At 52.7% G+C, this 25,707-nt stretch carries 16 protein-coding genes; 14 read left to right on the top strand and 2 right to left on the bottom strand.

Annotated elements, in window-relative coordinates; genetic code table 11:
* Positions 1–131 precede the first annotated feature (131 nt).
* Both I6E40_RS05825 and I6E40_RS05820 read right to left on the bottom strand, forming a co-directional pair.
* Positions 132–4,499: a glycoside hydrolase family 2 TIM barrel-domain containing protein gene (locus I6E40_RS05825; protein WP_235386000.1), complete on the bottom strand. Its 4,368-nt coding sequence runs from the start codon at positions 4,497–4,499 to the stop codon at positions 132–134.
* Between the two features lie 1,141 nt (positions 4,500–5,640).
* Positions 5,641–5,829 carry a hypothetical protein gene (locus I6E40_RS05820; RefSeq protein WP_235385998.1) on the bottom strand — a complete coding sequence of 63 codons (189 nt, stop codon included), beginning with the start codon at positions 5,827–5,829 and terminating at the stop codon, positions 5,641–5,643.
* A 259-nt stretch (positions 5,830–6,088) separates the two neighbouring features.
* Here I6E40_RS05820 and I6E40_RS05815 point away from each other — a divergent pair, with 259 nt between their 5' ends.
* The 14 genes from I6E40_RS05815 to I6E40_RS05750 all read left to right on the top strand — a co-directional run bounded on the left by I6E40_RS05815 (position 6,089) and on the right by I6E40_RS05750 (position 24,981).
* On the top strand, positions 6,089–8,581 hold the full coding sequence (locus tag I6E40_RS05815; protein WP_410897037.1) for an SLBB domain-containing protein: 2,493 nt from the start codon (positions 6,089–6,091) through the stop codon (positions 8,579–8,581).
* A 34-nt stretch (positions 8,582–8,615) separates the two neighbouring features.
* Positions 8,616–9,713, top strand: a complete 1,098-nt coding sequence (locus tag I6E40_RS05810; protein WP_235385995.1) for a chain-length determining protein — start codon at positions 8,616–8,618, stop codon at positions 9,711–9,713.
* A 28-nt stretch (positions 9,714–9,741) separates the two neighbouring features.
* On the top strand, positions 9,742–10,788 hold the full coding sequence (locus tag I6E40_RS05805) for an EpsG family protein (RefSeq protein WP_235385994.1): 1,047 nt from the start codon (positions 9,742–9,744) through the stop codon (positions 10,786–10,788).
* 52 nt (positions 10,789–10,840) lie between these two features.
* Positions 10,841–11,656, top strand: a complete 816-nt coding sequence (locus I6E40_RS05800; protein WP_235385992.1) for a glycosyltransferase — start codon at positions 10,841–10,843, stop codon at positions 11,654–11,656.
* Positions 11,653–12,360: a glycosyltransferase family 2 protein gene (locus I6E40_RS05795; protein ID WP_235385990.1), complete on the top strand. Its 708-nt coding sequence runs from the start codon at positions 11,653–11,655 to the stop codon at positions 12,358–12,360. The genes I6E40_RS05800 and I6E40_RS05795 overlap by 4 nt, the downstream gene beginning before the upstream one ends.
* 213 nt (positions 12,361–12,573) lie before the next feature.
* A complete protein-coding gene (locus I6E40_RS05790) occupies positions 12,574–16,056 on the top strand; it encodes a DEAD/DEAH box helicase (RefSeq protein ID WP_235385989.1) in 3,483 nt (1,160 codons plus the stop codon).
* Between the two features lie 160 nt (positions 16,057–16,216).
* Entirely contained in the window at positions 16,217–17,656 is a 1,440-nt protein-coding gene (locus I6E40_RS05785; RefSeq protein WP_235385988.1) for a DUF6242 domain-containing protein, read from the top strand.
* The gene (locus I6E40_RS05780; RefSeq protein WP_235385986.1) at positions 17,653–18,342 is read left to right on the top strand and encodes a hypothetical protein; all 690 of its coding nucleotides are present in this window, start codon (positions 17,653–17,655) and stop codon (positions 18,340–18,342) included. Before I6E40_RS05785 ends, I6E40_RS05780 begins: the two co-directional genes overlap by 4 nt.
* 54 nt (positions 18,343–18,396) lie before the next feature.
* The gene (locus I6E40_RS05775) at positions 18,397–19,152 is read left to right on the top strand and encodes an isoprenyl transferase (protein ID WP_235385985.1); all 756 of its coding nucleotides are present in this window, start codon (positions 18,397–18,399) and stop codon (positions 19,150–19,152) included.
* 41 nt (positions 19,153–19,193) lie between these two features.
* Complete coding sequence (locus tag I6E40_RS05770) at positions 19,194–21,818, top strand: outer membrane protein assembly factor (RefSeq protein ID WP_235385983.1); 2,625 nt, start codon at positions 19,194–19,196, stop codon at positions 21,816–21,818.
* Positions 21,819–21,877: 59 nt separating this feature from the next.
* Entirely contained in the window at positions 21,878–22,393 is a 516-nt protein-coding gene (locus tag I6E40_RS05765; protein WP_235385980.1) for an OmpH family outer membrane protein, read from the top strand.
* Between the two features lie 127 nt (positions 22,394–22,520).
* Positions 22,521–23,030 (top strand): OmpH family outer membrane protein, encoded by a 510-nt coding sequence (locus tag I6E40_RS05760; protein WP_235385979.1) that lies wholly within the window; start codon positions 22,521–22,523, stop codon positions 23,028–23,030.
* Between the two features lie 374 nt (positions 23,031–23,404).
* The gene (locus I6E40_RS05755; RefSeq protein WP_235385978.1) at positions 23,405–24,109 is read left to right on the top strand and encodes an ABC transporter ATP-binding protein; all 705 of its coding nucleotides are present in this window, start codon (positions 23,405–23,407) and stop codon (positions 24,107–24,109) included.
* A complete protein-coding gene (locus I6E40_RS05750) occupies positions 24,106–24,981 on the top strand; it encodes a S1 RNA-binding domain-containing protein (protein WP_235385977.1) in 876 nt (291 codons plus the stop codon). The genes I6E40_RS05755 and I6E40_RS05750 overlap by 4 nt, the downstream gene beginning before the upstream one ends.
* Positions 24,982–25,707: the final 726 nt, after the last annotated feature.

Genomic DNA, 25,707 nt, shown 5'->3' with positions numbered 1-25,707 from the left:
CCCGCCATCTCCGCGGGCGAGAGTGGAGTGCACATCCACAATTGAAAAAGAGGCGACGCCGAAGCGTCACCTCCTAATCATTCATGGTGCGTTTTGTGGATGGCAGTTCGTCTGCTTTGTGCGGTCCCTCTTCACATTTTGACGAACTTGTGGACACGTTGTCCGCCGGCATTCTCCACGACGAGCAGATAGGAACCTTTGGGGAGGGAAGCGAGGGAGAGCGTCAGACTCGGCGCTGCGGTGGTGGCGTGCGCTGCGGAGAGGACGGCACCGCCGAGATTCAGCAGGGTGGCAGATGTTCCGGCGGGAAGCTGTCCGCTGACAATGATGAACTCACTGTTGTGGCGAATGGTGAATGCCGTCGGTTTCTCGGGAGAGTCGATGCCTGTTCCCGAACCGCCGATGGGCGTGAAGCGCAGTTTGTGGGTGAACGTGCCCGAAGAGGGGAGTTCGTAGGCAGGAATTGTGCCCGGTCCGCAACTTCCGTTTCCTATGCCTTTCTGACGATAGTCAAGGTGCAGGTGAATCGTTCGTTCCGCAGCATTCTCCGAGAAGGGCAGTTCCCAATTGTGGAGTGTGGTGTGGAGTTCCGCATCGTTCCAGTGGAGTGCAGAGAAGGCGGCTTCTCCTTCCGTTTCGACTTTGAAGCCTTTTCCGGTGGTCGGGTTGGTGAAGCTCACTTCGCGCAGGTCCTGACGGTTGCCCATCGTCTGCGGGCGGAGATAGTATTCATTCATGTCGTTGACGGTGGTGGTGTAGCGTCCGAGGAAGCTGCCCGTGCGGCGGTCCACGTAGTTTGCCCAAGGTCCGCGGGCATAGTAACTGACGTCAGAGAGCGTGCCCGGGATTTGCATGGAAAGACCGAGGCGGCGCAGTTCAGTCTGCTGCGGCGTGTAGGCTGCCGTCAAGTCCACGTGCCCGTCGGCATAAATCTCGTAGGTGAAGACATAGTTGCACAGTGTTCCCGTGCCCTGCACCGTGGCAGTCACTTTGAGGTTGTCCGCGGAGGACGTGAAGTTCGTCGTGGTGGAAGTGATGCCGTTCTCGGTGGTGTAGTTCGGGTCGTTGCCGTAGGGCGCGTCGTTTTCAATCCATCGATAGTTGTCATAGTCCGGTCCTCCGTCCGCTTTCACAAGGTCAATGCCTTGCAGCATCCATGAGTTCAGTTTACCTTCAGCGTTGAAGACCATGCTCACCTTGTTGTTTGACACCACCGTGTTGCCGTTGAGTGTGCTGACGGTGAGAGGCTGTTCCGTCGATGCCACCTCCACGTCGGGCAAGGTGGCAGGACGAGTCTGAATCTCAAACTGTGCAGATGCCACGGGATAGCCCGCGGGGGAGAAGTCAGTGGCGGCATTGCGACATACCTCCAAATTCAAGAGCACTTCGGCGTCTGCCTTCAGCGACTCCGGAAGCGGAATCTGCAAGTTTGTTTCTTCTCCCGGCTGGACGGCAGGCAGTGCCATTGAACCCGAGGCGGTCTGTTCGCCGTTCTCCAAAACGGCATATTTCAAGGTGAAATCCTCCAGCGAAGTGAAGTCGTGGGCGTTGCGGAGTGTCAGCGTTCCGTTCTTCAGTTCCGTGAACTTCACATACTGATAGACCTTCTTCACTTCCGTCAGTTTTGAGGTCCAAGCGCGGTCCGCGCCAATGATGCCGTTGTTCACGAAGTTGCCCTGATGAGGCGCCTGCGGCCAGTCGTAGCCCGTGCGATATTTTAGGAATCCGTTTTGTTCGAGATTGCCTGCGGCGAGGTCGGCAGCATCATAGACCGACTGGTCCACCCAGTCCCAGATGCAGCCGCCGATGCCATAGACGCTGCTTTCAATGATGTCCCAGTATTCTTGCAGGTTGCCCACCGAGTTTCCCATGGCGTGGGCATATTCACACATGAAGTAAGGCTGACGCCAGTAGTTTCCGTTGGCGTAGTTGCTCACCTGCGTCAGCGTCGGATACATCTGGCTGCAGATGTCCGTGCCGTAGTTCACGTTGGCATTTGTGGAACCCTCATAGTGAATGGGTCGCGCATCGAGGTCGCGCACGGCGTTGTAGGCGGCGCTGATGTTTGAACCCTCTCCGCTCTCGTTGCCGAGACTCCAGAAGATGACGGAGGGGTGGTTGCGGTCGCGGCGCACCATGCGGGTGGTGCGGTCCACATACTGTCCACGCCAGGACGCCTGGTTTGAGATGCCGTTGCGGTTGCCCGTGCCGCCCTGCGTCCAGTTGTAGTGGCACTCCACGTTCGCTTCGTTCATGATGTAGAGTCCAAAATGGTCAAACATCGCATACATCTTCGGCTGACGCGGATAGTGGCTCGTGCGAACGGTGTTCACGTTTGCCTGCTTCATCAACTCAATGTCCTTCAGCATGGTCTCCACGTCGATGCTTCTGCCGAGAACGGGGTGCGTGTCCTGCGTGTTCACGCCTTTGAAATAGACTTGCTTGCCGTTCACATAGACGCGCTTGTCGTCACCGATGCGGATGTCGCGGAAACCGTGTTTCGTTGAGAAAGCCTCCAGTTCGTTGGCAGTGTCGTCGCGGAGAGAGAGTTCGACGGTGTAGAGTGCGGGATGTTCCGCTGACCACAGTTCCAGATTCGACAGTCCGTCAAAGGTCAGCGCCGCGGTCTTTTCGGTGTTTCCCTCGGCGGCAGAGAAGTCGAGCGTTTGGCTTTCGGTGGCAATCTCCTCGCCCTGCGGAGAGAGCAGACGAGCGAGCAACTCCACGGCGGCAGCCTCGCCGGAGCGGTTGCGCACGGCAGCCTGCACAGAGAGACTGCCCGAGCGGAAGTCGGCGCTTTCATCCAGAGTGGCAGAAAGAATGTGGTCGCGGACATAGACCTGCGGCGTGGCAACCAGATAGACATCACGATAGATTCCGCTCATGTGGAACATGTCCTGTCCTTCCAGATAGGAACCGTCCGTCCAGCGGAAGACCTGCACGCAGATGTTGTTCTCGCCCTCGCGAACGAAAGAGGTGAGGTCAAACTCGGCATCCTCGGTGGAAGCCTCGGTGTAGCCCACCTCGTGACCGTTCACATAGACCAGCGCGCCGCTGTAGATTCCGTCAAAGTGAACGAAGACGCGAGAGCCGCTCCAATCGGCGGGCAACGTGAAGGTGCGGCGATAGGAACCCACCGAGTTGTAGAGTCCGTCCTTCATGACGATGTGCGGCGGGTTGTTGTTGAAGGGATATTGCACATTGATATATAAGGGGTCGCCATATCCTTTCATCTCCAGACACGACGGTACTTCAATGTCGTCCCACGCCGAGACGTCGGCATTGTCAGCCCAGAACTCCGCCTCGCCCGGACGCTCCTCGATGTTCTGTACCCAATTCAATTTCCATGTTCCGTTGAGGCTGAGAATGCGCGAAGACGACGGTGTCACCCAGGGACGGGCATAGAAGTCGGCATCTGCTCGCATCTCGGCGGTGGAAGCGTAGGGAATCGCCGTGGCGTGTCCTTCCTCCTTGTTCACGGCATAAATCAACTCATCCTCCCACGGACTCTGTTGTTCAATGTAGGGGGCAATGTCCGAGAGCGTGAAGAAGGTGGCTTCGTTCGCGGCATCGGTGGTCATCTCCGTGCTGCCGTCTTCGTTTGCGGTGAGATAGTAGGTTGTGCCGCTGTAGGTGTAAGCAATGCGATAGGTGTCTTCTAAAGTTTCAACCTTCTCAAAGGTCACCTGCTGATTGTAGTTTGTGGCATTCATGCCCCACTGCAGCGGTTTTCTTTTTCCGTTGAGTCCGGCGTCGATGCAGAGCGAGGAGAAGGCATTGTAGAGCAGACGATAGGAAGTTGCCGACGGCTTCTCCTCTCGCAGCAGCCAGCGCTGTCCGAGTCGTTCGGGGTCAAATTCCTCCATGACCAAGAATGCGCCTTCCTCCTTTGCCTGTCCGTTGGAAAGCACCTTTCCGGTGGGAACATTCTTCAGAACGTAGGTAAACCCGACGTAGGGGCGCTTCACCTCACAGACCTTTCCCGTCGGCACAAAGCGGAAGTAGGAGTCCGCGTTCGCCAGGTTATCCTCCATGAAGACAGAGCCGTCTTCGTGGGGCGTCATGGCACGATTTTGCGTGTTGTTCAGAATCTGGTAGGTATTCTCCAGCCCCTCCACCTCTCGAATGTAGAACTGCTGGTTCGGATTCCCTGTGCCAAAAGTCCACTGCAGAAGACGGTGTTTGATGGTTGCCGACGGTGCACAGTCAATGCCCTTTCCGTAGTGCGGATTGCAGAGTGCAAAGATGCCGGCGTCAAGGTTGATGGGGACGATTTTCCAGTCCTGACCGTTGGCGTCGGCATTTTCGGTGTCCATCAGCAGATAGGCATCGTTCTCAGCGCTTTCTCCGTTGGAGAGCGCCAAACCGGTAGATGTTTGTACGAGGTGATAGATTTCCTCATAGACAAACGGTGACTCCTGTGCTTGTGCCGGACGGGTGTTCATTCCGAGTCCGACGAGCAAAGCCAGAAGCAAGAGAAAGAAACGGTTGTTTTTCATGTGTGAAAATGAAAATTTGGGGTTTGCAAAAGGTGGCGGAAGCAGCGTGAGGGAGATTCCGCGAAAAGGAAACAAAGTGTTTCACGAGACAAAAGTATTTAAAAATCCGCCGTTTGCATGAAAATTTGAGTTTTTTTGATGTGGCTGTCCGCCATTTTCTTTGTGCGCCGGAACGTTTAACCCCAAAACGACGGGGTTGTTTTTTCAAAACGAAGCGGTCGGTGCTTCATGGCGTCAGACCGCGTCCTTGTCCCTTTCTGATTCCAAGATGCCGGTGAACTCCCCTAAAAAAATCCAACAATTTTGAGCCATTTTTTAGCGATTCGACATTAACATTTTTAACTTCCGAGAACACTTTCCGCCTCCCAATTTTGCCTTCTCGGCGCATAATTTTTCTTTGCCTTCCCCTAATTAAAATTAGAAGAAGGCAAATTTAAATTAGGGGAAGGCAAATTTTTCCCGGATGCGCTCCTAAATTCCCCGATTTTAAAGAGAAAGTAACGAAAAAAGGGGGGAGCCGAGGCTCCTCCCATATCTCTGTACAAATATAATACTTTTCGTCGCCAAAAGCAAGAAGTGTTAAAACCGAAAAACCGCCTTGGGCGTGGAAAATTTTGGAGGTGAATCGACTCGCGTCGCCACAACTAACAGCACACTTGCACAAGGTTGCGACTCGCGTCGCCACAACTAACAGCACACTTGCACAAGGTTGCGACTCGCGTCGCCACAACTAACAGCACACTTGCTCCCTTCGCATGAGTCGTGTTCAAAAAACAAAATGTAGAGTTTTGTGTGCAGAGTTTTGTGTAGGGTTTGCGCTCCGTTTTGTGTAGGGTTTTGAACGCTTCAATGTATAGTTAATGTATAGTTTGTGAATAGTTTGAAGTACAAACTATACATTTCGTAACGCGCGTATAATCAGAAAGATAAAGGACAGAATGTAGGGTTTGTGTATAGTTTGCAGAGTTTTTTTGTTTCCCCTTTAATTTACGTATATTGCAGTGTCAAGGTGTGTTCCAAAACAACAATTGCTGTCCTCAAAAAGATTGGTGATTGAGTAGTATTGGATTGTCCTGTAATTAAGGTTCAGTTGCTTTTTGAGCACCCCATATAATATGCAGGACTTCCACACTGTCTTTCATCAAAAAGTACGTTTGCAGGCGGTGGAAAAGAGCGACGAAGCACGCAGGAACAATGCCACGCTGTCTGCGAACGTTAGGTTTTGACGAATGCAGGGATTGATGTTTGGTCCTTTGGCGACTCCTTCGAACCAGCGAATAGCACGTTCGTAGCATTCCACTCTGATTTCCGACCCCGGTTTTCCGAGCATGGCGAACTGCGCCCATGAGAAGAGAAAGGCGACGGAGAAGAGAAGAGAAAGGGCGTATGTGTAAAAAACTTCTTACTTTTGCAATAAAATATGCGTCTCTCGGTTTTATTATATATGCCTCGCACGCATTATTATATATAATATGGTGTGTCCGGTTTAGCGAAAAACACATTCCCCGGATCTTTGAAACGCCACTTCCGAGGCGGCGTGAAAGACACCTTCCACTAACTCCCTTTTCAAAAAAAGACAAATGTCCCACATTCGCAGATTCTTTCTTTTTCTCGTCATTGCCTTCGTGGCTGCGTTGAACGTCACGGCACAAAATTCCATGACCGATGAACAAATCATGAAGTTCATCAAAGATCAAACAGAGCAAGGAGCGAGCCGCTCCGAAATCGTCACGAAACTCATGGAAAACGGCGTCACGGTCGAACAGATTCGTCGGATTCGCTCAAACTATGAGAAAGAACAAGCCGGTGAAGTGCCCGGTGCCAGAAACATCTCCGGACGGGAGAAGGGAACTGACCGCACACGAAAAGCCAACGGCGAAAAACGCGAAGAGCCGAAAGGCGAAAAACAACGCAAGGTGCAGGAAAAGGAAAGGTCTGAGATGACAAAAAGGGAAGTGGAACAAAGGCGAACGATGAAGGAGAACGCCCTCTATGACGAACTCGAAATTCTCTTGCCCGAAGAAGAAGAGGAAATGGAGAAAGAAGACCCGACACGCCAGGTTTTCGGACGAAACATCTTCAACAACAAACAACTCTCTTTTGAGCCCAACATGAACATTGCCACGCCGCAGGACTATCGCCTCGGCCCGGGCGACGCAGTCTTTGTGGACATTTGGGGAGCCTCCCAACAACGAATCGAAAGCACGGTCACGCCAGACGGAACGATTGACATCACCAACTACGGCCCCGTCTCCGTGGACGGATTGACCGTTGCACAAGCCAACGCCAAACTCCGCAGCACCGTGGGGGCACGCTACGGCGGTTCGCAAATCAGACTCACCGTCGGACAAACCAAAACCATCACCGTGGACGTGATGGGAGAAGTCAAAGTGCCCGGCACCTACACGCTCTCTGCCTTTGCCACCGTCTTCAACGCTCTCTACATGGCGGGAGGAACCAACGAAATCGGTACGCTGAGAAACATCCGCATCTATCGCAAAGGAAAACTCATTTCAACCTGCGACATCTATGACTACATCCTCAACGGGAACATGAAAGGCAACGTTCGACTCACCTCTGGCGACGTCATCATCGTTGAGCCATACGAGTGTCTCGTGCAAGTCACCGGTAAGGTCAAACGCCCGATGTTCTACGAGATGAAAAGCAAAGAGAGCGTCGGCACACTCATCAAATATGCCGGAGGCTTCACCGGAGACGCCTACCGCGGCAGCGTGAGACTCATCCGCCGCGCTGGGGACATGCTCACCGTCCACACGGTTGACGAATTTGAGCGCAACAACTTTCAACTCTGTGATGGCGACAGCCTGGCGGTGGACAGTGTGCTGAACCGCTTCAAAAACATGGTTGAAGCGAAAGGTGCCTTGAAACGCCCGGGAATGTATCAGATGGACGGGAACATCACCACCGTTCGCCAACTCATTGAAAGCGCAGGCGGTCTGACTGAGGATGCTTTCAGCGCGCACGCCATGATTCACCGCATGAAAGAAGACCGAACCCTTGAGGTCATTCAACTTGACGCGACAGGCATCATGAACCACTCCGTTGCAGACATCGCACTCAAAAACGAAGACGTGTTGTTCATCCCTTCCCGAAAATTGGCACAGGGTGAAAAAGTCTTGACCATCAAAGGCGAGGTGAACTATCCCGGAGAATATGAGTTTGCCGAACACACCACCCTTGAAAGTTTCATCCTTCAAGCCGGAGGTCTCAAGGATGCCGCCTCACTGGTAAAAGTAGATGTGTCTCGTCGCATTCGCAACAAAGTTGCCACATCTTCCTCGTCAAAAGTGGCTGAGACCTATAGTTTCAAACTTAAAGAAGGCTTCGTGGTGGACGGTACACCCGGCTTTGAACTGGAACCTTTTGACGAAGTCTTTGTGAGACGCTCGCCGGGCTACGTGGAGCAAGAACACGTCCATGTGCGCGGCGAAGTCAATTTCACCGGGGCCTATGTTCTCACCTCGAAAGGCATGCGTCTGAGTGATTTGGTGAAGGCTGCGGGCGGACTGACGCAGGAGGCCTACGCCATGGGCGCTCATTTGGAACGCAAACTGACGCCGGGAGAAAAAGCAAAGCAACTCAACATGCTGAAGTTCGCCCTCAGCGGAGACTCCGTCGATATGAAAAAACTTGAAATCGGTGACACCCGAACCATGGGCATCAATTTGGAAGAAGCACTCAAACATCCCGGCTCTGACCGCTATGACCTCGTGCTGCAAGACAACGACGTCCTCATCATCCCTCAGTTCAACAACACGGTTTCCATCAACGGAGAAGTGATGTATCCCAACACGGTGGCTTATGCTGAAGGAATGAAACTCAGTTACTATATCAACCAAGCCGGCGGCTTTGGACAGAATGCCAAAAAACGAGACGTCTATGCCGTGAACATGAACGGGACGGTGACGAAGGTGAAGAGCGCGAAGGACATTCACCCCGGCTGCAACCTGATTGTCCCTGCCCGCAAAAAACGCAAAGGTATCACCTTCTCTGAAATTCTTCAACTCGGCACCATCATGAGTTCCTTGGGTCTCATCATCTCCACCATTCTCAAGAATTGATGGGCTGAAAGTTTATTCTCCAAACCACGTGAACATGTCTGAAACCACAGTAACTGCCGCCACAAAGAAAGAAGAGAGCGGTTCCCTGACAAAAAAAGAAATACGGCTTGACCTCCTTTTCGGAAGTCTTTGGCGAAACAAAAAGAAATATGTGCTGCCGCTCGTCATCACATTCGTGGTGACAAGTCTGCTCGTCGTTTGCATCCCGCGCTACTATACCGTCAAAGTCACCCTCGCTCCCGAAGCGTCCATCGGCGGAGGCGAAAACGGACTCAGCAGTCTGGCGAACATGGCGGGCATCAATCTTTCCACAATGAATTCCAGCGATGCCATCATTCCCATGTTCTATCCTGACGTCATGTCCAGCACAGACTTTGTCGTACCTCTGCTCGCAGAAAAGGTGAAAACTGCCGACGGCGAGTTTGAAGGAACCGTCGCAGACTATCTGGCAAAACATCAGAAAGCGGCGTGGTGGAACCTCGCCCTCGGATGGGTCGTGAACAAACTCAAACCTGCTGAAGACGCACCCGTCGGAAAGCCCAAACCGCTCTGGGATGTCAATCCCAAAGCCCTCACCAAACGCCAGGAACGAATGGTGGAAGGACTCGCTCGCTCCGTAGGAAGCGTCGTGGACAAAAAGACTGACGTCATCACTATCTCCGCCACGGCACAAGACCCTCAAGTCGCTGCCCAACTTGCAGAAATTGCCACCACCCACCTTCAAGAGTTCATCATCACCTATCGAACCAAGAAGGCGAAGAATGACCTTGAGCACTATCAGCAACTCTATCGCGAGGCTGAGACGGAATACCATAAAACACAAAGGGAATATGCTGCCTACGCTGACTCCCATCAGGACGTCGTGCAATCCTCTTTCCGCATGAAAGAACAAGCCTTGGAGAACGAACTTCAACTCGCGTTCAATCAATACAGCCAACTCAAGCAGCAGGTTCAACTTTCTGAAGCCAAAGTCATGGAACGCACGCCGGCTTTCACCGTCATTCAGAATGCCACCGTTCCCACGCGTCCCTCCGGTCCAAAGCGAATGTTCACCGTCTTGGCTTTCCTCGTGCTCTGTTTCTTGGGAACGTCGGTTTGGATTTTGGTGAAAGACCCGCAAGTGAAGTTCTGATTTTCGCCCTCCGCGGCGCGTTGGTCTCATGCTGTTTCTCCTTCTCGTTCTCTCGCTTTTCTCGCTTGTCGCCGCCTTTGCTTTTCTGGAGCAAAGCAAGGACAAGTTCACGCTCTATTGCTATCTTGGCGTTGGGGCGGCGCTTTTCTTGTTGGCATCATTCAAACCGGTGGAGGCTGTGGCGGATGCAGAGAACTATCTCTACATGGCGGAGGGCGGGTCTGACGAGTTGTTGGTTGAACCGAGTTTTCTGGTCATCTCTTCCATCGCGGAAAACTTCTTTGGGTCCACCTATTTCCTTTTCTTCCTCTATTCGTTGATTGCCATTCCGCTGAAACTTTGGACCATCTCCCGTTTGAGCCAGACTTGGTTTTTCTCCCTGCTCTTTTGGCTGAGCCATTTTTTCATCATGCATGACCTGACTCAGATTCGTGCTTCAGCCGCCGTGGCGTTCTTTTTGTTCGGATTGTATTTCCTCACCCAACGGCGTCGCGTCGCCTTCCTCCTTTGTGCATGCGCCGCGAGCGTGTTCCACATCTCAGCCATCATTCTTTTTCCCTTGGTTCTCCTTGGCAACGCCCCGCTCTCCAGTCGTTGGAAACTCTTTTTGGCAATTGCGCCGATGATTGGCTATGCAATGGCAATCGCCAAGTTCAACTTCATGACCACCATTCCGATTCCCTACATTCAAGAGAAAGTGGAAATCTATGAAGCGGCGCGCGACACGGGGATTATGGACAGTGACCAGATTAACATCTTCAACGCCGTGGTCATGGTGAAGTTGTTGGCATACTATCTTCTGCTTTGGAAATATGAGGTAGTCCGCGAGCGAGGCTCTGAAATCTCTCTGTGGCTGAAAATTCAAGCACTTTCCATCGTCTGCTACACTGCTTTTTCTTTCCTTCCCGCGCTCTCAGTTCGCACCAGCGAACTTTACGGCGTGGTGGAAATCCTTCTTTTCCCTGCTTTGATTTACATCGTTCGCCCGCAGTGGGCAGGCAAACTGCTTGCCATTTGCTTCGCCTCGGGCGTCATCTTGCTGGACATTTTCTACACTCATCTCATCAAACTATAAAAGTTCCGAACGACGAACTCTGAATCTCAAAAAAACGCCACCCGAAAGACAAATGAAAAAGATTCTTCCCGTCATCGTGCTCTACAAGATTCGCCTCTCTGATGCCGCATCTTTCCGTACCCTGCTTCAGCAGCACGGAGTGGAGGAGTTTGTCGTCTATGACAACTCTCCCGCAGACTTTACGCAGGAAGACGTGGAGCGGAATCACCCGAAGGCTGTCTATGTTCGCGATGTGCTGAACAGTGGCTTGCCCAAAGCCTACAATCTCGCCGCTGAGGTGGCGCAACAGCGCGGTTTCTCCCGTCTGCTCTTACTTGACCAAGACACTGAATTCCCGCCGGAAGCGTGGCGTCTCTATCACGAACATGCTGATTTCTCCGGCATCACGGCACCTCGGGTGGTTTCCATCGCAGGCGTTGCGTTTAGTCCCTATTGTCCCTCGCTGCTGCATCGCTCTCCCAAAGGCGCATTCAGCGGGTTCACCTCACTGCGTCGGATGCTGGTCATCAACAGCGGAATGTCCGTGCCGGTCAGTCTTTTCCTCCGTGTGGATGGATATGATGAACGCGTTTTTCTCGATTTTGCAGACTTTGAGTTTCAAAAGAAGTTGCGTGGTGAGAACGACGCTTTGTGCATTCTTCCTTTCGCCGCTGTGCAGGACTGCTCCGACGATTGTCGCGAAAAAGAGAAAGTCATGAAGCGGTTTAAAATCTACCTCCGATGTGCGCAACATTGCCGCCAAACGACTTGGGGCGAAAAAGTTTCGCTGCGTTTCCGTGTTCTGCGTCACACGCTCTCCCTTTCTTTGCGCACACGCAGTTTTTCTTTTCTTCTCTTGTACTTGAAAACTCCTCTTTCAGCCCAATGATTTCAGTTTGCATTGCCACCTATAACGGAGAGCCCTTCATTGCAGCGCAGTTGGAAAGCATCGTTGCGCAGCTCTCGCCGGAAGACGAAATCATCATCTCCGACGACGGCTCGACCGACCGAACGCTTGAAGTGGTTCAGGCACTCGACTTTCCTTGTGTGAGGATTCTGCATCACGAAGGCGAGCACGGCTATGTCAGCAACTTTGAGAACGCCCTTCGGGCGGCGCGTGGCGACGTCATCTTCCTCTCCGACCAAGACGACCTTTGGAAACCCGGGAAAGTGGAACGATGCTGCGAAGCACTGAAAGAAGTTGATTTGGTCGTCTCGGACGCCTGTCTGACCGATGCCGACGGCAAGGAAATCGCTCCTTCCTTCTTTGCGTTGCGCAAACCTAAACAAGGGTTGGCTGGTAATCTTGTGAAGTTTGGCTACTTGGGCTGTTGCATGGCTTTCCGCCGCCACGTGCTCACAAAAGCACTGCCATTCCCTCCCAATCGTAAATTCTGCACCCACGACAACTGGCTGATGCTCGTGGCAGAGGCTTTCTTCAAGACTCGTGTGCTCAACGAGCCGCTTGTGGCTTATCGCCGTCACACCGAGAACGCCTCACTCGGCAGCGAAAACGCTCACCGCTCCGCCCTGCACCGCATCTCCTATCGTCTCTACCTCCTTTCCCACCTTTTGCGTCGCTGTGGACGTTGAGGCGCGGTTCAATTTGAGCGAATGGGGAATGCCACTCTAACCTTCGTCAAAACAGCGGCGTTCGCGAACGGCATGGCGACACTTTTCCCCTAGGATTTTTCACTCCTGCGCGCCGACTCGTCACTTACCGCCGTGCCGCGGTAAGTGACGAGTCTTAAGAAAAAACACCAAGCCCAAGCCTACAAAGTCCAAAGCCTACAAAAAACTCAGCCAATGCCCCAGTCAATGCCACTCCCCTGCCCCGTCAAAGAGAGGTTTCGACCTGAAAATGCCGATGACTTCTTTCGCACCGCACAAGCGGCACTGAAAGCGGCGCCAAACGCGGAGGAGGTCTATCGAAGAGCCAACGCGCTCTTCAAACGCGTCTTGAACGCACTGACCACCGACTCGGGACTGAACCTCACCGGACCCTTTGCACAGATGGACTATCTGCTCAAAGAGCACCGAGCAAGCGCCACCATGGTCAAGGCAATGAACGAGACGCGGGGACGTTTCCGACATCACGCCGAACTCTCCGCCGAGGAGCGACAACGCCACGCCCTGCCCGACTTGGCGCGCCTCTGCCGCTTCCTGAGTTTCCTTTTCAACACCCCCGTGCCGCAGGAACTGGCGGAGCAACTGCCGCCGGAGGAGCAAACACACAGTGGACGGCAGGTCATCGGCGACTGCCTGCGCATGGTGGTGGAGGGATGGGACAGCACGAAAATCCTTGGACGCGAAGAGAAACACGGCACACCGCTGACGCTCCTCCTCGCTCCCACGGACGAGCAAGGTGCAGAAGAAGGTGATAAGGACGAAGCAGGAAAAAGTGCCTTTGCCACAGGCGAGGCAAGAGACCGCTCTTACCTCCTGCCACTGCTGCACAAAGGCACGCAACTGAATCTGGTGCGCCCGAGACAGTCACGAGGAGGCGTGGAAGCGGAGTGGGTCATCTTTGAGCCTGACCTTCTCGTGGACATCACCGCCATCGCCCGTTGCTTCACTCCCTATGCCGAATCGGCACGCGTGCAACTGCTGAACAAACTGAAACCCGCCGCCTCCTCCGAAGCCATTCTGATGGGTAATCTGGCGGGACAGTTGCTGGATGAAACGGTACACGACGAGACGGAGCGCCCTTACGCCGACAGCGTGGGGGATTTCTTTCGCCACCATGCCCTCTCGCTCGCCACAACCGACATCTCGCCCAACTTCCACCGCGAGGCACAGGCGCAGAAGCAGCACATTGCGAAAGCATTCCGCGAAACGCTGCCCCAAGCGCTGGCGCGCTTTGACACGCAAAACGGACTGGTCGAACCATCCTTCTTCTCGGAAATGCTCGGCATTCAAGGGCGTATGGACTATTTGCAACAGGACATGAAAGTGCTCGTGGAACAAAAGGCGGGGAAGGGCAACTTCCCTTACGACCTCTTCAAAGTGCCACGTCACAAGGAGGAGCACTATGTGCAACTCCTGCTCTACATGGCACAGCTGCGCTACAACTTCCGCGAGACCTACGAAGCAAACCGAAAGGAACTCCACGCTTTCCTCCTCTACTCAAAATATGAAGAACCGCTGGTCGGCTTGGGCTTCGCGCCGGACTTGCTCTTCCGTGCGCTGAAACTGCGCAACGAGCTGGCACACCAAGAAATGGAACTGGCACAGCCGGACGGTTTCCGCGTGCTGGAGCACTTGCAGGCGGAGGACTTCAACGAGAAACACACGCAGTCAAAACTCTGGGAAGCCTATCTCAAACCTCAAATCAACAGTCTCCTTGCTGCCTCACGGGAGGCAGACGAGACGGAGCGGACATATTGCCTCCGCTTTCTTTCCTTCATCGCCCGCGAACATCTCGTTGCGAAACTCGGCACGCAAACCAAAGAGAACTCGGGCTTCGCGGCGAAATGGCACGACTCGGCGGAGGAAAAACGCGAGGCTGGCAACCTGTTTGACACGCTCACACCGGAAGCGCCGGCGGAAGGGACGGTGGAGACGGTGCGCTTCCTGCTGCCCGAGACACAGGCGCAGCGGGTGACGAACTTCAGAACGGGAGACATCGTGCTGCTCTACGCCTACCCGATAGGCACTGAACCGGACGTGCGACGCACGATTGCCTATCGTGGCTCGCTCGAGGAAATCACGGATGCGCACCTGCTGATTCGACTTCGCGCTCCACAAACCGACCCACGCATCTTCGCGCCCAATGAGAAAATGCACTGGGCGGTGGAACCGGACTTGATGGACTCTTCGTTTGCCCCACTCTATCGTGGAATCTGGAGTTTTCTCTCGGCGCCGAAGTCGCGCCGCGACCTCTGTCTGCTGAAACGAGCACCGGAGACCGACACCACACAACGGCTGAACGGCGACTATGGCGCCTTCAACGAACTGGCTCTGCGGGTGAAGCAGGCTCGCGACCTCTTCCTCATTGTGGGACCGCCGGGCACGGGGAAGACCTCCTTCGGACTCCTGACAACGGTGAAAGAGGAACTGACCGAGCCGACGGCGACGGTGTTGCTCACGGCATACACCAACCGGGCGGTGGACGAAATCTGCAGTAAACTCTGCGCCGAGCAGATTCCGTTCGTCAGATTGGGCGGGGGACTGCGCTGCGCCGAGCCCTATCGCCCCTATCTCCTCAAAGAACAACTGAAGGATGTGAAAAGTTTGGACGCACTGAAAGAGCGGCTGGAAGCAACGCGCGTCTTTGTCGGCACTGTCTCCATGCTGAACGGTGCGACGGAACTTTTCTCACTGAAATCTTTTTCGTTGGCGGTCATTGACGAGGCGTCACAGATTCTGGAGCCGCAGCTGGCGGGACTGATGAGCGCAACCCACGGCGTGCTCCCCGCCATCCGCAAGTTCGTCATGATTGGCGACCACAAACAGTTGCCGGCGGTGGTGGGACAGACGCCGGAGCAGTCAAAGGTCGAGGAAGCGTGTCTCCACAAAATTCTGCTGACGGACTGCCGCCTCTCGCTCTTTGAAAGATTCTTGAAGAAATATGGCGAAGACCCAACGATTGCCTACATGCTGACGCGGCAGGGACGAATGCACCCGGAGATTGCAGACTTCCCGAACCACTTCTTCTATCAAGACCGTCTCCGCGACGCACAACGCCCACACCAGCTGAGCCACCTACCTCGGCAGGCGAAGGAGCAGGACGCGGTGACACGGATTCTGAAAACGCAACGAACGGCTTTCTTTGCGGTACGACCGAAGGAAGAAGGAACGTCGGACAAAGTGAACGAAACGGAAGCGGAGATGATTGCAGCGACCATTGCCCGCATCTTTCAACTGGAAAAGGAGAACTTCAACGCGGAACAAACGGTTGGAGTCATCGTCCCCTATCGCAGCCAGATTGCTGCCGTCAGCACCGCCATCGCCCGCCACGGGCTTGACCCGAAGAGCGTCACCATTGACACGGTGGAGCGATTCCAAGGGTCACAGCGGAAATACATTCTCTACAGCTTCACCGTGCAGAAGTACTATCAGCTGGACTTCCTGACCAACAACGTTTTCTTTGACACGGACGGCAGTCTGATTGACCGAAAGTTGAACGTGGCAATGACACGTGCCGAGGAGCATCTGCTGCTCTTCGGAAATCCTGAGCTTCTGGCGAAAGCATACATTTTCTATCATCTTCTGGACTATCTCCGCGGACGAAACGCCCTTTACGAACTGTCCCCGGAAGAGTTTAAGGCGTCACCTCCTATCTCCTGACCCTTTGTCCCCACCTATCATTCATCCGTAATTCATAAAACGCCCCTATAATACTGACGTTTTTGCCAAACAGTTTTAAAAATCAACGTGTTTTCCCCACAGAATGAAAATTGTGCGTATTTTTGCATCTTGTAAAAAGCACGTTGAACAAATGAACCGAATGAAAAAGCATCCGCTTTCCTTTCTTTTGACACTTCTGGCGACGCTGACGATGAGCCTCCAACTCACCTCGTGTTTGTCAGACGACACCACCGCACCGACCGCCTCCGACAGAGACTGTCTCGTCAGCAACGTGGTGCTCGGGACGCTCAACCGAGAAATGCACACGCTCAACAGCGCCGGCGAGGATAGCACCTATATCATCACCGTGAAGGGAAGCATGTATCCCATGGCCATCGACCAAGTGAAGAACGAAATTTGGAACGTGGACTCGCTGCCCGTGGGAACCGACATCACCAAGGTGACGTTCGCCATATTCAACGTACCCGGTCCCTGTCTGATTGACAAACATCACGAAGAAGGCGACACCATCTTCGCCATCGCCGACAGCACGGACTTCACGAGAGAAAGAACCATCACTGTCTATAGCAGCGATGCCGTTTATTCCAGGAAATACACGCTACAACTTCGCGTTCACAAAGAAGAAGCAGACTCTTTGGTCTGGCACCATGAAGCCGAAAAGGTGAACGCGCTCAAAGAAGCACAGGAATGTCATCCGTTCTTCGTGGAGAACACATTATATTTATATTATAGGACTACTGACGGCAGCACCAAGGTCATCGTCACCGACCGCACCGACCCGAACCTCACCGCTCCCGAAACGGTGCAGCCCTTCGGTACGGCAGCGATTGACGTCCGCTCCGTCACCGTTCACGGCGGACGATTCTTTGCCGTGGCAGAGGGACGCCCCGTCGTCTCCGACAACGGGAAAGACGGCTGGACAGACCTGAACGCTGATGCCCAAGCCGCCTTCATCTTTGCTGCTGCAGGCGACAGTCTCTATGCTCTCTCCGCAGACTACCGCCGCATCGTGGCGTCTGCCAACGGAACCGAATGGAAGGAAAGCTACGTTGATCTGCCCGACTCCCTGCCACAGAAGAACGTGGCAGCAGTGCTCTGCGCCTCCCGCCTCAACGAAAACGCACAAAGCCTGCTCCTCACCGGACTCGCTCCGATGAAAGGGAAAAACGACGAAACCATTTGGGCTTCCAGAATCTGGAAACGTGACCTGGACAACAGCGGCATCTACTCCACTCCTTGGATGCTTCTTCCACAGACCACAGAACTCGGCGACTACGCGTTCCCGAATCTGAACTCTCCCACCATGATTTCTTACGACCACGCCGCCCACCTGCTCGGCATCGACGGCGAGGGCAACCTGACACCGTGCTACAGCAGCGCGGACAACGGTCGCACCTGGTCTCCCGGAAACCTGCGCTTCCCCGTTCAAAGCGGTGTGCGCGCTGTCAGCATGACGGTCGATGCCGACCAATATGTCTGGATTTTCTGCGCCGGAAGCGGTGACGTGTGGCGCGGCAGAATCAACCGCTTGGGATGGAAAGAAGAACCCACTGAATTTCACAGTCCGAAAAGACAATGAAACGCCTCATCCTTCGACTGCTGCTGCTCGGCGGATGTCTGCTCTCTCTGCTCCGCAGTGCCGCACAAGAAGAACAACCCGTCTATCGCTTGGAACTGGGCGTCGGCTTGGGCGCGGGTTTTCCCGTCACGGACGTGAAGGACAAACCCAACTTGGACGCCGCCCTGTTGGCACGCTTCCCGCTGAACCCGAGAATGGCCATCAAAACGACCTTCTCCTACGTCGGCATGAAAGGCAGCACGGACGGAATGAAAGCCTTCCTTCCTGCCGACCCTTCGCAGAGCGGAACGGAAAGATTGAAATATGAGGTGAACGACGCCATCTTCGACCTCAACGGGATGTATGAACTCCACTTCCTGCCCTACGGCTACGAGAGAGGTTACCAAGGCTACTGCCGGCTGGTGCCCTACATCCAAATCGGACTCGGAGTGAGCTACGGCAAAGCGGGCAAAGCGTTCACGATGAACCTCCCCGTCGGCATTGGAGCAAAATATAAAATCGGACCGCGATTGAACCTCGGGCTGGACGGCATCGCCCACTTCACCCTCTCCGACAAACTCGACGGACTGGAAGCACCACTCGGCATCAAATCTTCCATGTTCCGCAACAAAGACCACTACGTCACCCTCCTGCTGACCCTCACCTACGACCTCAACCCGCGGTGTCCCACCTGCAATAAATATTAAACCCAAAAGAAGCGGCATCCTCAACCGCAGCGACGCCGCACAAATCACACGACAATGAACAAACCTTGCCACACAGTCGCATCACACCTCCCGAAGCACATTGCCATCATCATGGACGGTAACGGAAGATGGGCAAAAGCACGCGGACTCGACCGAAGCATGGGACACCAGCAAGGCGTCGTGGCGGTGCGTGAAATCACAACCGCATGCTCCAACCTCGGCATTGACTTCCTCACGCTCTACACCTTCTCCACTGAGAACTGGAACCGCCCCGAAGCAGAAGTGGCAGCACTCATGTCGCTCATCCTCACCTCACTTGAAGAAGAACTCTTCATGAAGAACAACGTGAGACTCCGCATCATCGGCGAACTCAGCAGAGTCCCCGACATCGTCAAAACATCCATCCGCGGACTGGAAGAAAGAACTGCCAAAAACACGGGACTGACGATGGTCATCGCTCTCAGCTACAGCTCACGGATGGAACTCACGGACACCATGCAACGAATTGCACAGAAAGTGGCAGACGGAGAAATCAAACCGGAGGACATCACGGAAGAAACCATCTCCCAAAACCTCTTCACCTCCTTCATGCCGGACCCTGACCTGCTCATCAGAACCGGAGGGGAAATCCGGCTGAGCAACTACCTCCTCTGGCAAAGTGCCTACACCGAACTCTACTTCTGCGACACCTTCTGGCCTGACTTCCACGAAGAAGACCTGATGAAAGCCATCGAATGCTTCCAACAAAGAGAAAGACGCTACGGAAAAACTAGCGAACAGGTCACCGAAGACAATAGCAAACAGAACTAAAAAACAAGACGAATCATTCAGTCCCTCCTTATTATATATATATGAAATACTGCACGCGAATCCTGCTCCTCTCACTCTTCCTCCTGCTCTCAGCACAGGCAAAAGCGCAGTCAGAACAAGTCCGAGTCAAACCGGACATCAGCTACACTGCCAACCACCAAAGCTACATCTTGGGGGGACTGACCGTCAACGACATCAAAGGATACGACCAAGAATATCTCCTCAACATCTCCGGACTGGAAGTCGGACAAGCCTACGAGATTCCCGGACCGGACATCAGTGAGGCAATCCAAAAATATTGGGCACAGAAACTCTTCTCCAACGTGCAAATCACGGCAGACAGCATCGTCGGAAACCAAATCTTCCTGCACATCGAACTCACCGCACAGCCGCGCATCTCAGCCATCAACTACAATGGCGTCAAAAAGAGCGAAAGAGAAGACTGCGAAAAAATGATTGGACTACAAACCGGAAGTCAAATCAACACAGACATCATCAACCGCGCGAAATACTACATCAAAAAACACTTTGAAGACAAAGGATTTAACAACTGCGAAGTTGAAATCATGCAGCGCGAAGACGTCACCGGAGACAACAAAGTCATCGTGGACATCAACATCAACAAAAACGAGAAAATCAAAATCCACCGCATTCACATCACAGGACTCGACGACAAAAAGGAAAGAATCAAGGTGAAGAAAGCGATGAAGAAGACAAGAGAACACAAACTCTACAACTTCTTCCGCTCCAAAAAATACGTTCCCGAAAAATTTGAGGAAGACAAAGCCAACACCATCGAAAAACTTAACGGATGGGGCTTCCGCGATGCGCTCCTCGTCGCAGACAGCGTCGTCAACATCGATGAAAAACACGTGGACATCTATCTCCACTACTATCAAGGAAAAAAATACTACCTCCGAAACGTCTCCTGGGTCGGCAACACTGTCTATACGTCTGACCTCATGGAACGAATCCTGAAAATGCAAAAGGGAGACGTCTATGACATGAACCTCCTCAACAAACGACTCCGCGACGAAGATGACGCCGTGGCAAACCTCTACTACAACAACGGCTACGTCTTCTCCAGCGTGAATCCGGTCGAAATCAACATCGACAACGACTCCATCGACCTCGAAATTCGAATCAACGAAGGAAGACAAGCCACCTTCAACCACGTGCGCATCGCCGGAAATGACCGCGTCTATGAAAACGTCATCCGACGCGAACTCCGAACCAAACCGGGCGACCTCTTCTCCATGGATGCCATCAAACGCTCCGTGCAAGACCTCGCACAAATGAACCAGTTCGACCCCGAAGCACTGCAGGCAGAACTCGGAAAGAACATCAAACCGGATCCCGAAACAGGAACCGTTGATATCACCTATCCTCTCACCTCCAAAGGCGGCGACCAAATCGAACTCTCAGCCGGATGGGGACAAACAGGCATCATCGGACGCGTCGGACTCAAATTCACCAACTTCTCCGTGCAAGACCTCTTCCGAAAAGGATACAAACGAGCCGGATTCATCCCGCAAGGAGACGGACAAACCGTGCAACTGCAAATCCAAACAAACGGTACGTACTATCAAAACTACTCCTTCTCCTTCCTCGAACCCTGGCTCGGAGGAAAAAGACCGAACCAGCTCTCCTTCTCTGTTTTCTATTCCAAACAGACGGACGTGAACTCAAACTACTATAACTCAAACTACTATAACAACTATTATAACTATCTCTACGGCACGGGAAGCAGTTCCAACTACTACACCGACGCCTACGACCCTGACAAATATTGCCAAACACTCGGATTCAGCGTAGGGTTTGGAAAACGTCTCCGCTGGCCCGATGACTACTTCACCTTCCTGCTTGAACTGCGCTACGTTCGCTACATGCTGAAGTCCTGGCAGTACTTCCTCATCACCGACGGAAACTGCAACAACATCAACCTCTCCCTCTCACTGCAACGAAACTCCACCGACCACCCGTTCTATCCGAGACACGGCTCCGAGTTCCTCTTCGAGGTCATGGCGACACCACCCTACTCCCTCTGGGATGGAAAAGACTATCGAAACCTCGCCAACAACTATCAAAGCGCCACCTATCAGAAAGAAGCAAAGGAGAAATATCGCTGGATTGAATACCACAAATGGAAATTCAAATTCCGCTCCTTCACCGCCCTCAGCTCAGCCGTCAAAGCACCCGTGCTCATGACACGACTCGAGTTCGGAATCCTCGGCGCCTACAACCGCTACAAAAAATCTCCCTTTGAAACCTACTATGTCGGAGGAGACGGCATGTCAGGCTACTCCACCGGCTACGCCACTGAAACCATCGGACTCCGCGGCTACGACAACGGCTCACTCGCCGGCAACACCACCAGCGACGCCTACGCCTACTCACGCATGACCCTCGAACTGCGCTACCCGCTCATGCTCGAAACATCCACCTCCGTCTTCGCCCTCGCCTTCATCGAAGGAGGTAACGCTTGGACAAACGTCAACAAATTCAACCCATTCGACATGAAACGCTCCGCCGGAGTCGGCGTCAGAGTGCTCCTCCCCATGGTCGGATTGCTCGGAATCGACTGGGCATACGGCTTCCAGAAACGATTCAACGGAACAACTGCCGGAGGCTCGCAGTTCCACTTCATCATCGGACAGGAATTCTAAGATTCATCTACCCTCAAAGCAAACGGGCAAACGCCCACAGAACTAACGAACAAAAAATTATGATTAAGAAAATCCTCATCGCCCTGACGCTCCTCGCCTCTGCCACGCAGATGCAGGCTCAAAAGTTTGCGCTCATTGACTTGGAATACATCCTCTCCAACATCCCCGCCTACGAAAGAGCCAACGAACAACTCAACCAAACCTCAAAAGCCTGGCAAAACGAAATCGAAGCCATCAGCAACGAAGCCGCTACGCTCTACAAAAACTATCAAAACGAAAGCGTCTTCCTCAGCGAAGCACAAAAAAAAGAACGCGAACAAGCCATCGTCGATAAAGAAAAAGAAGCCGCAGACCTCAAAAAGAAATACTTCGGTCCCGAAGGAGAACTCTTCAAAAAAAGACAAAGCCTAGTCGCACCCATCCACGACGAAATCTACAACGCCGTGAAAGCCATCGCACAAGCACGAAACTTCCAACTCATCCTCGACCGAGCATCCGACTCTGCCATCATTTTTGCATCTCCGGCAATAGATATTAGTAACGAAGTACTTGCAAAACTTGGCTATTCAAAATAAATAGCCTACCTTTGCAGCGTCTAAAAAGATATAAAGGTTGGGAAGACAACAAGCAAAAGCCTTGAAATCAAAGCAAAAACTTGGAAGCAACCGCCTTCTTCACTCAAAAAACAGACAACCAAAAACAATGAAAAAGCTCCTCCTCATTCTGCTCATGGCAGCACCACTGAGCCTCTTCGCTCAAAAATTTGCACACTTTGACTACACAAGCGTCATGCAAAACCTGCCCGAGTATAAAGCTGTCAGCACCGAACTGGAAACTCTCTACAAAAAGTACCAGACCGAGCTCGAGAGCATGAAAAAAGAACTCCAAACAAAAGCTGAAAAATACGCCAAAGAAGACACCGATTCAACGCCCGACAACATCAAAGAGCGCCACAATCAGGAACTTCAGGACATGTATCAAAGACTTCAGCAAGCGCAAGAAGACAACACCCAGGCTTTTCAAAAAGCACAGGAAACCAAAATGCAGCCTGTTACACAAAAAGTGCTTGACGCTGTCAATGCCGTTGCAAAAGAAGGACAGTACGTTTACGTCATGGACAAAAACGCTTCACAAGCTGCAGGCATCATTATCAACGAAGCAATCAGCACTGACATCACTGCGCAAATCAAAGCAAAACTCGGCATTCAATAGATCCTAGGAAATTAATCTCGTACATACTATCCATTCATTTTCCTCTATTCTTAATTAGATGCATCGACCGGCACATAGGCTGTGAAGCCAGTGTGCCGTTTTTATTTCCAACAAACAAAAAGAATAATTCGCGGGAAACAAAAGAAATCGGAACCCGAAAAACATAACTGAAACTTTTCACTAAGTAATATGAAAATAATAAGTTGCGTCAGATTTGAATGACATTTTCGAGGTCAGATTTTCACCCGAAGAAGGAGCATAGCCGTAGCTATGTGACTGATGAGGGAGGAAATATGGACCGAAAAGATTTTCAAAGATGATGCAGGTTATTTTTTGAGGATTACTAAAGTTCCTCGAAACAAAAACTTCCGAACATGATTTCTCTCCACGACATCCACAAATCTTTCGCTCACCTTGAAGTGCTCAAAGGCGTCAATCTCGAAATCCAACCCCGAGAAGTGGTCAGCATCGTTGGTCCCAGCGGAGCAGGAAAAACAACCCTGCTTCAAATCATGGGAACGCTCCTCAAACCCGATGCCGGAAGCCTGGAAATTGCAGGCGAAAACGTCCTCGCACTCTCCGGGAACAAACTCGCACGCTTTCGCTGCCGACACATTGGTTTCGTCTTCCAGTTCCACCAACTGCTTCCGGAGTTCACCGCTCTGGAGAACGTCATCATTCCCGCGCTCATTGACCACACGCCCAAATCAAAAGCCGTGGCAAGAGCCAAAGAACTGCTGGACTTCCTCGGACTCGCCGACCGCGCAGACCATAAACCCTCGCAACTCTCCGGAGGCGAGAAACAACGCGTTGCCGTCGCCCGCGCCTTGATGAACACGCCCGACGTGATTCTCGCTGACGAACCTTCCGGCAGCCTCGACACCGCACACAAAGAGGAACTCCACAAACTTTTCTTCCGACTCCGAGACGAGTTCAACCAAACCCTCGTCATCGTGACACACGACGAGCAACTTGCCACGCTCACCGACCGAACCATCCATCTCTTGGACGGAAAACGCGTCGAACCGGAACAAAATCTCTCCTCCGACCCAACTTCAACCTCCACAAACTTGCAATGATTCATCTCGGCGACTACAACACCCTACGCATCAACCGCTTCACCGCTCACGGAGCCTATCTTGACGCTGGTGACCTCGGAGAAATCCTCCTTCCCGAAAAATATCTCACCCCGGAACTTCACGAAGGCGACGAAGTCAACGTATTTGTCTATCTGGACCAATCGGAGCGTTTGGTCGGCACCTTTGAAACACCGCTCGCCCGTGTCGGCGACTTCGCCTTTCTCCGAGTGGCTTGGGTGAACGAATATGGCGCGTTCCTTCACTGGGGACTCGTCAAAGACCTCTTCTGTCCCTTCCGCGAGCAGATGCCACCGATGCAAGAGGGAAAGTTCTACCTCGTCCACATCCACATCGACGAAGAAAGCCGACGCATCGTCGCCTCCGCCAAACTGGACCGCTATCTTGAACCCGCCCCCGAAGGAGCCTATTTCCCCGGCAAAGAAGTGGAGGTCATTGTCCGACAGCGTACTCCCCTCGGCCACAAAGTCATCGTGGAGAATCGCCATCCCGGTTTACTCTTCGCCGACGACAACGCGGAGGAGGATTTGCGCCCCGGCGAAGTGGTCAGTGCCACCGTCGTGAAAGTGCGCCCCGATGGCAAGGTTGACTTGTCGCTACGCCCCATCGGCATGAAGCGTTTCCGCGACTTTGCCCACGAGCTTCTCAACGCCTTGCGCGAAGCCGGCGGCAGCCTGCCCTTCACCGACGCCAGTGACCCCGACGCCATCCGCCGACGTTTCGGAGTCAGCAAAAAAACATTCAAACGCGCCGTCGGCACACTCTATCGCGAACGAAAGATTGCCATCGAGTCTGATTCGCTGCGTTTGCTGCCCGAAAAAAAGGTGTTCACGCGCTTTCGTAGAAAAAAATAAAGGATTAAGCAAAAATATTTATCTTTTCTTTGGACTTAATGTTCTACTTTGCTATATTTGCATCGCAAAACAAAAGATAAGGTCTCGCACTTTAGTGAAAGTTGCGTAAAACCTTAAAACTCCATTAGGATAGTTTTTTCATCTCTATATAAGTTCTGTGAGGCAGCCGTGCGTCGTGATGACGCGCGGCTGCCATTTTTGTGTGCAAATGCAGAAAGGCACACGCCAGCGCGAAGTCATGAAGGAATGTTTTGGCTGAGCCAAAGAGCAGAGTAAGCCTTGGTTTGAAAAACGACACAAACCCTACACAGCCTCGGAGCCGAAATCACCGCTGTGTAGGGTCTTGAAAAAGTGCGTTTCCATCCTACACTATACGTAAATAAAAGGGGAAATGAAAAAACTCTGCAAACTATACACAAATTCTACATTCAACCTTGCATCTTACTGATTTCCCACGCGTTACGAAATGTATAGTTTGTGTTCCAAACCCTGCACAAACCCTACACAAACCCTACATGGCAACCCTACACCCCCCCCACAAAGAACCTGCACAGGAACCCTGCACAGGACTCTGCACACGACTCTGCACACGAACCCTACATTTTGTTTTTTGAACATGAATAATGCAAATGGAGCAAGTGTGTTGTTTTTTGTGAGGGTGTGTCAAAATGCACATTTTGGCTTCACCCTCGAAGGTGCGTCAGAATGGCTAAGATGCAAGGCGCT

Origin of the sequence: Prevotellamassilia timonensis (genome assembly GCF_021531665.1) — a bacterium.
GTDB lineage: Bacteria > Bacteroidota > Bacteroidia > Bacteroidales > Bacteroidaceae > Alloprevotella.
This window is presented reverse-complemented; position numbering and strand designations above follow the sequence as displayed.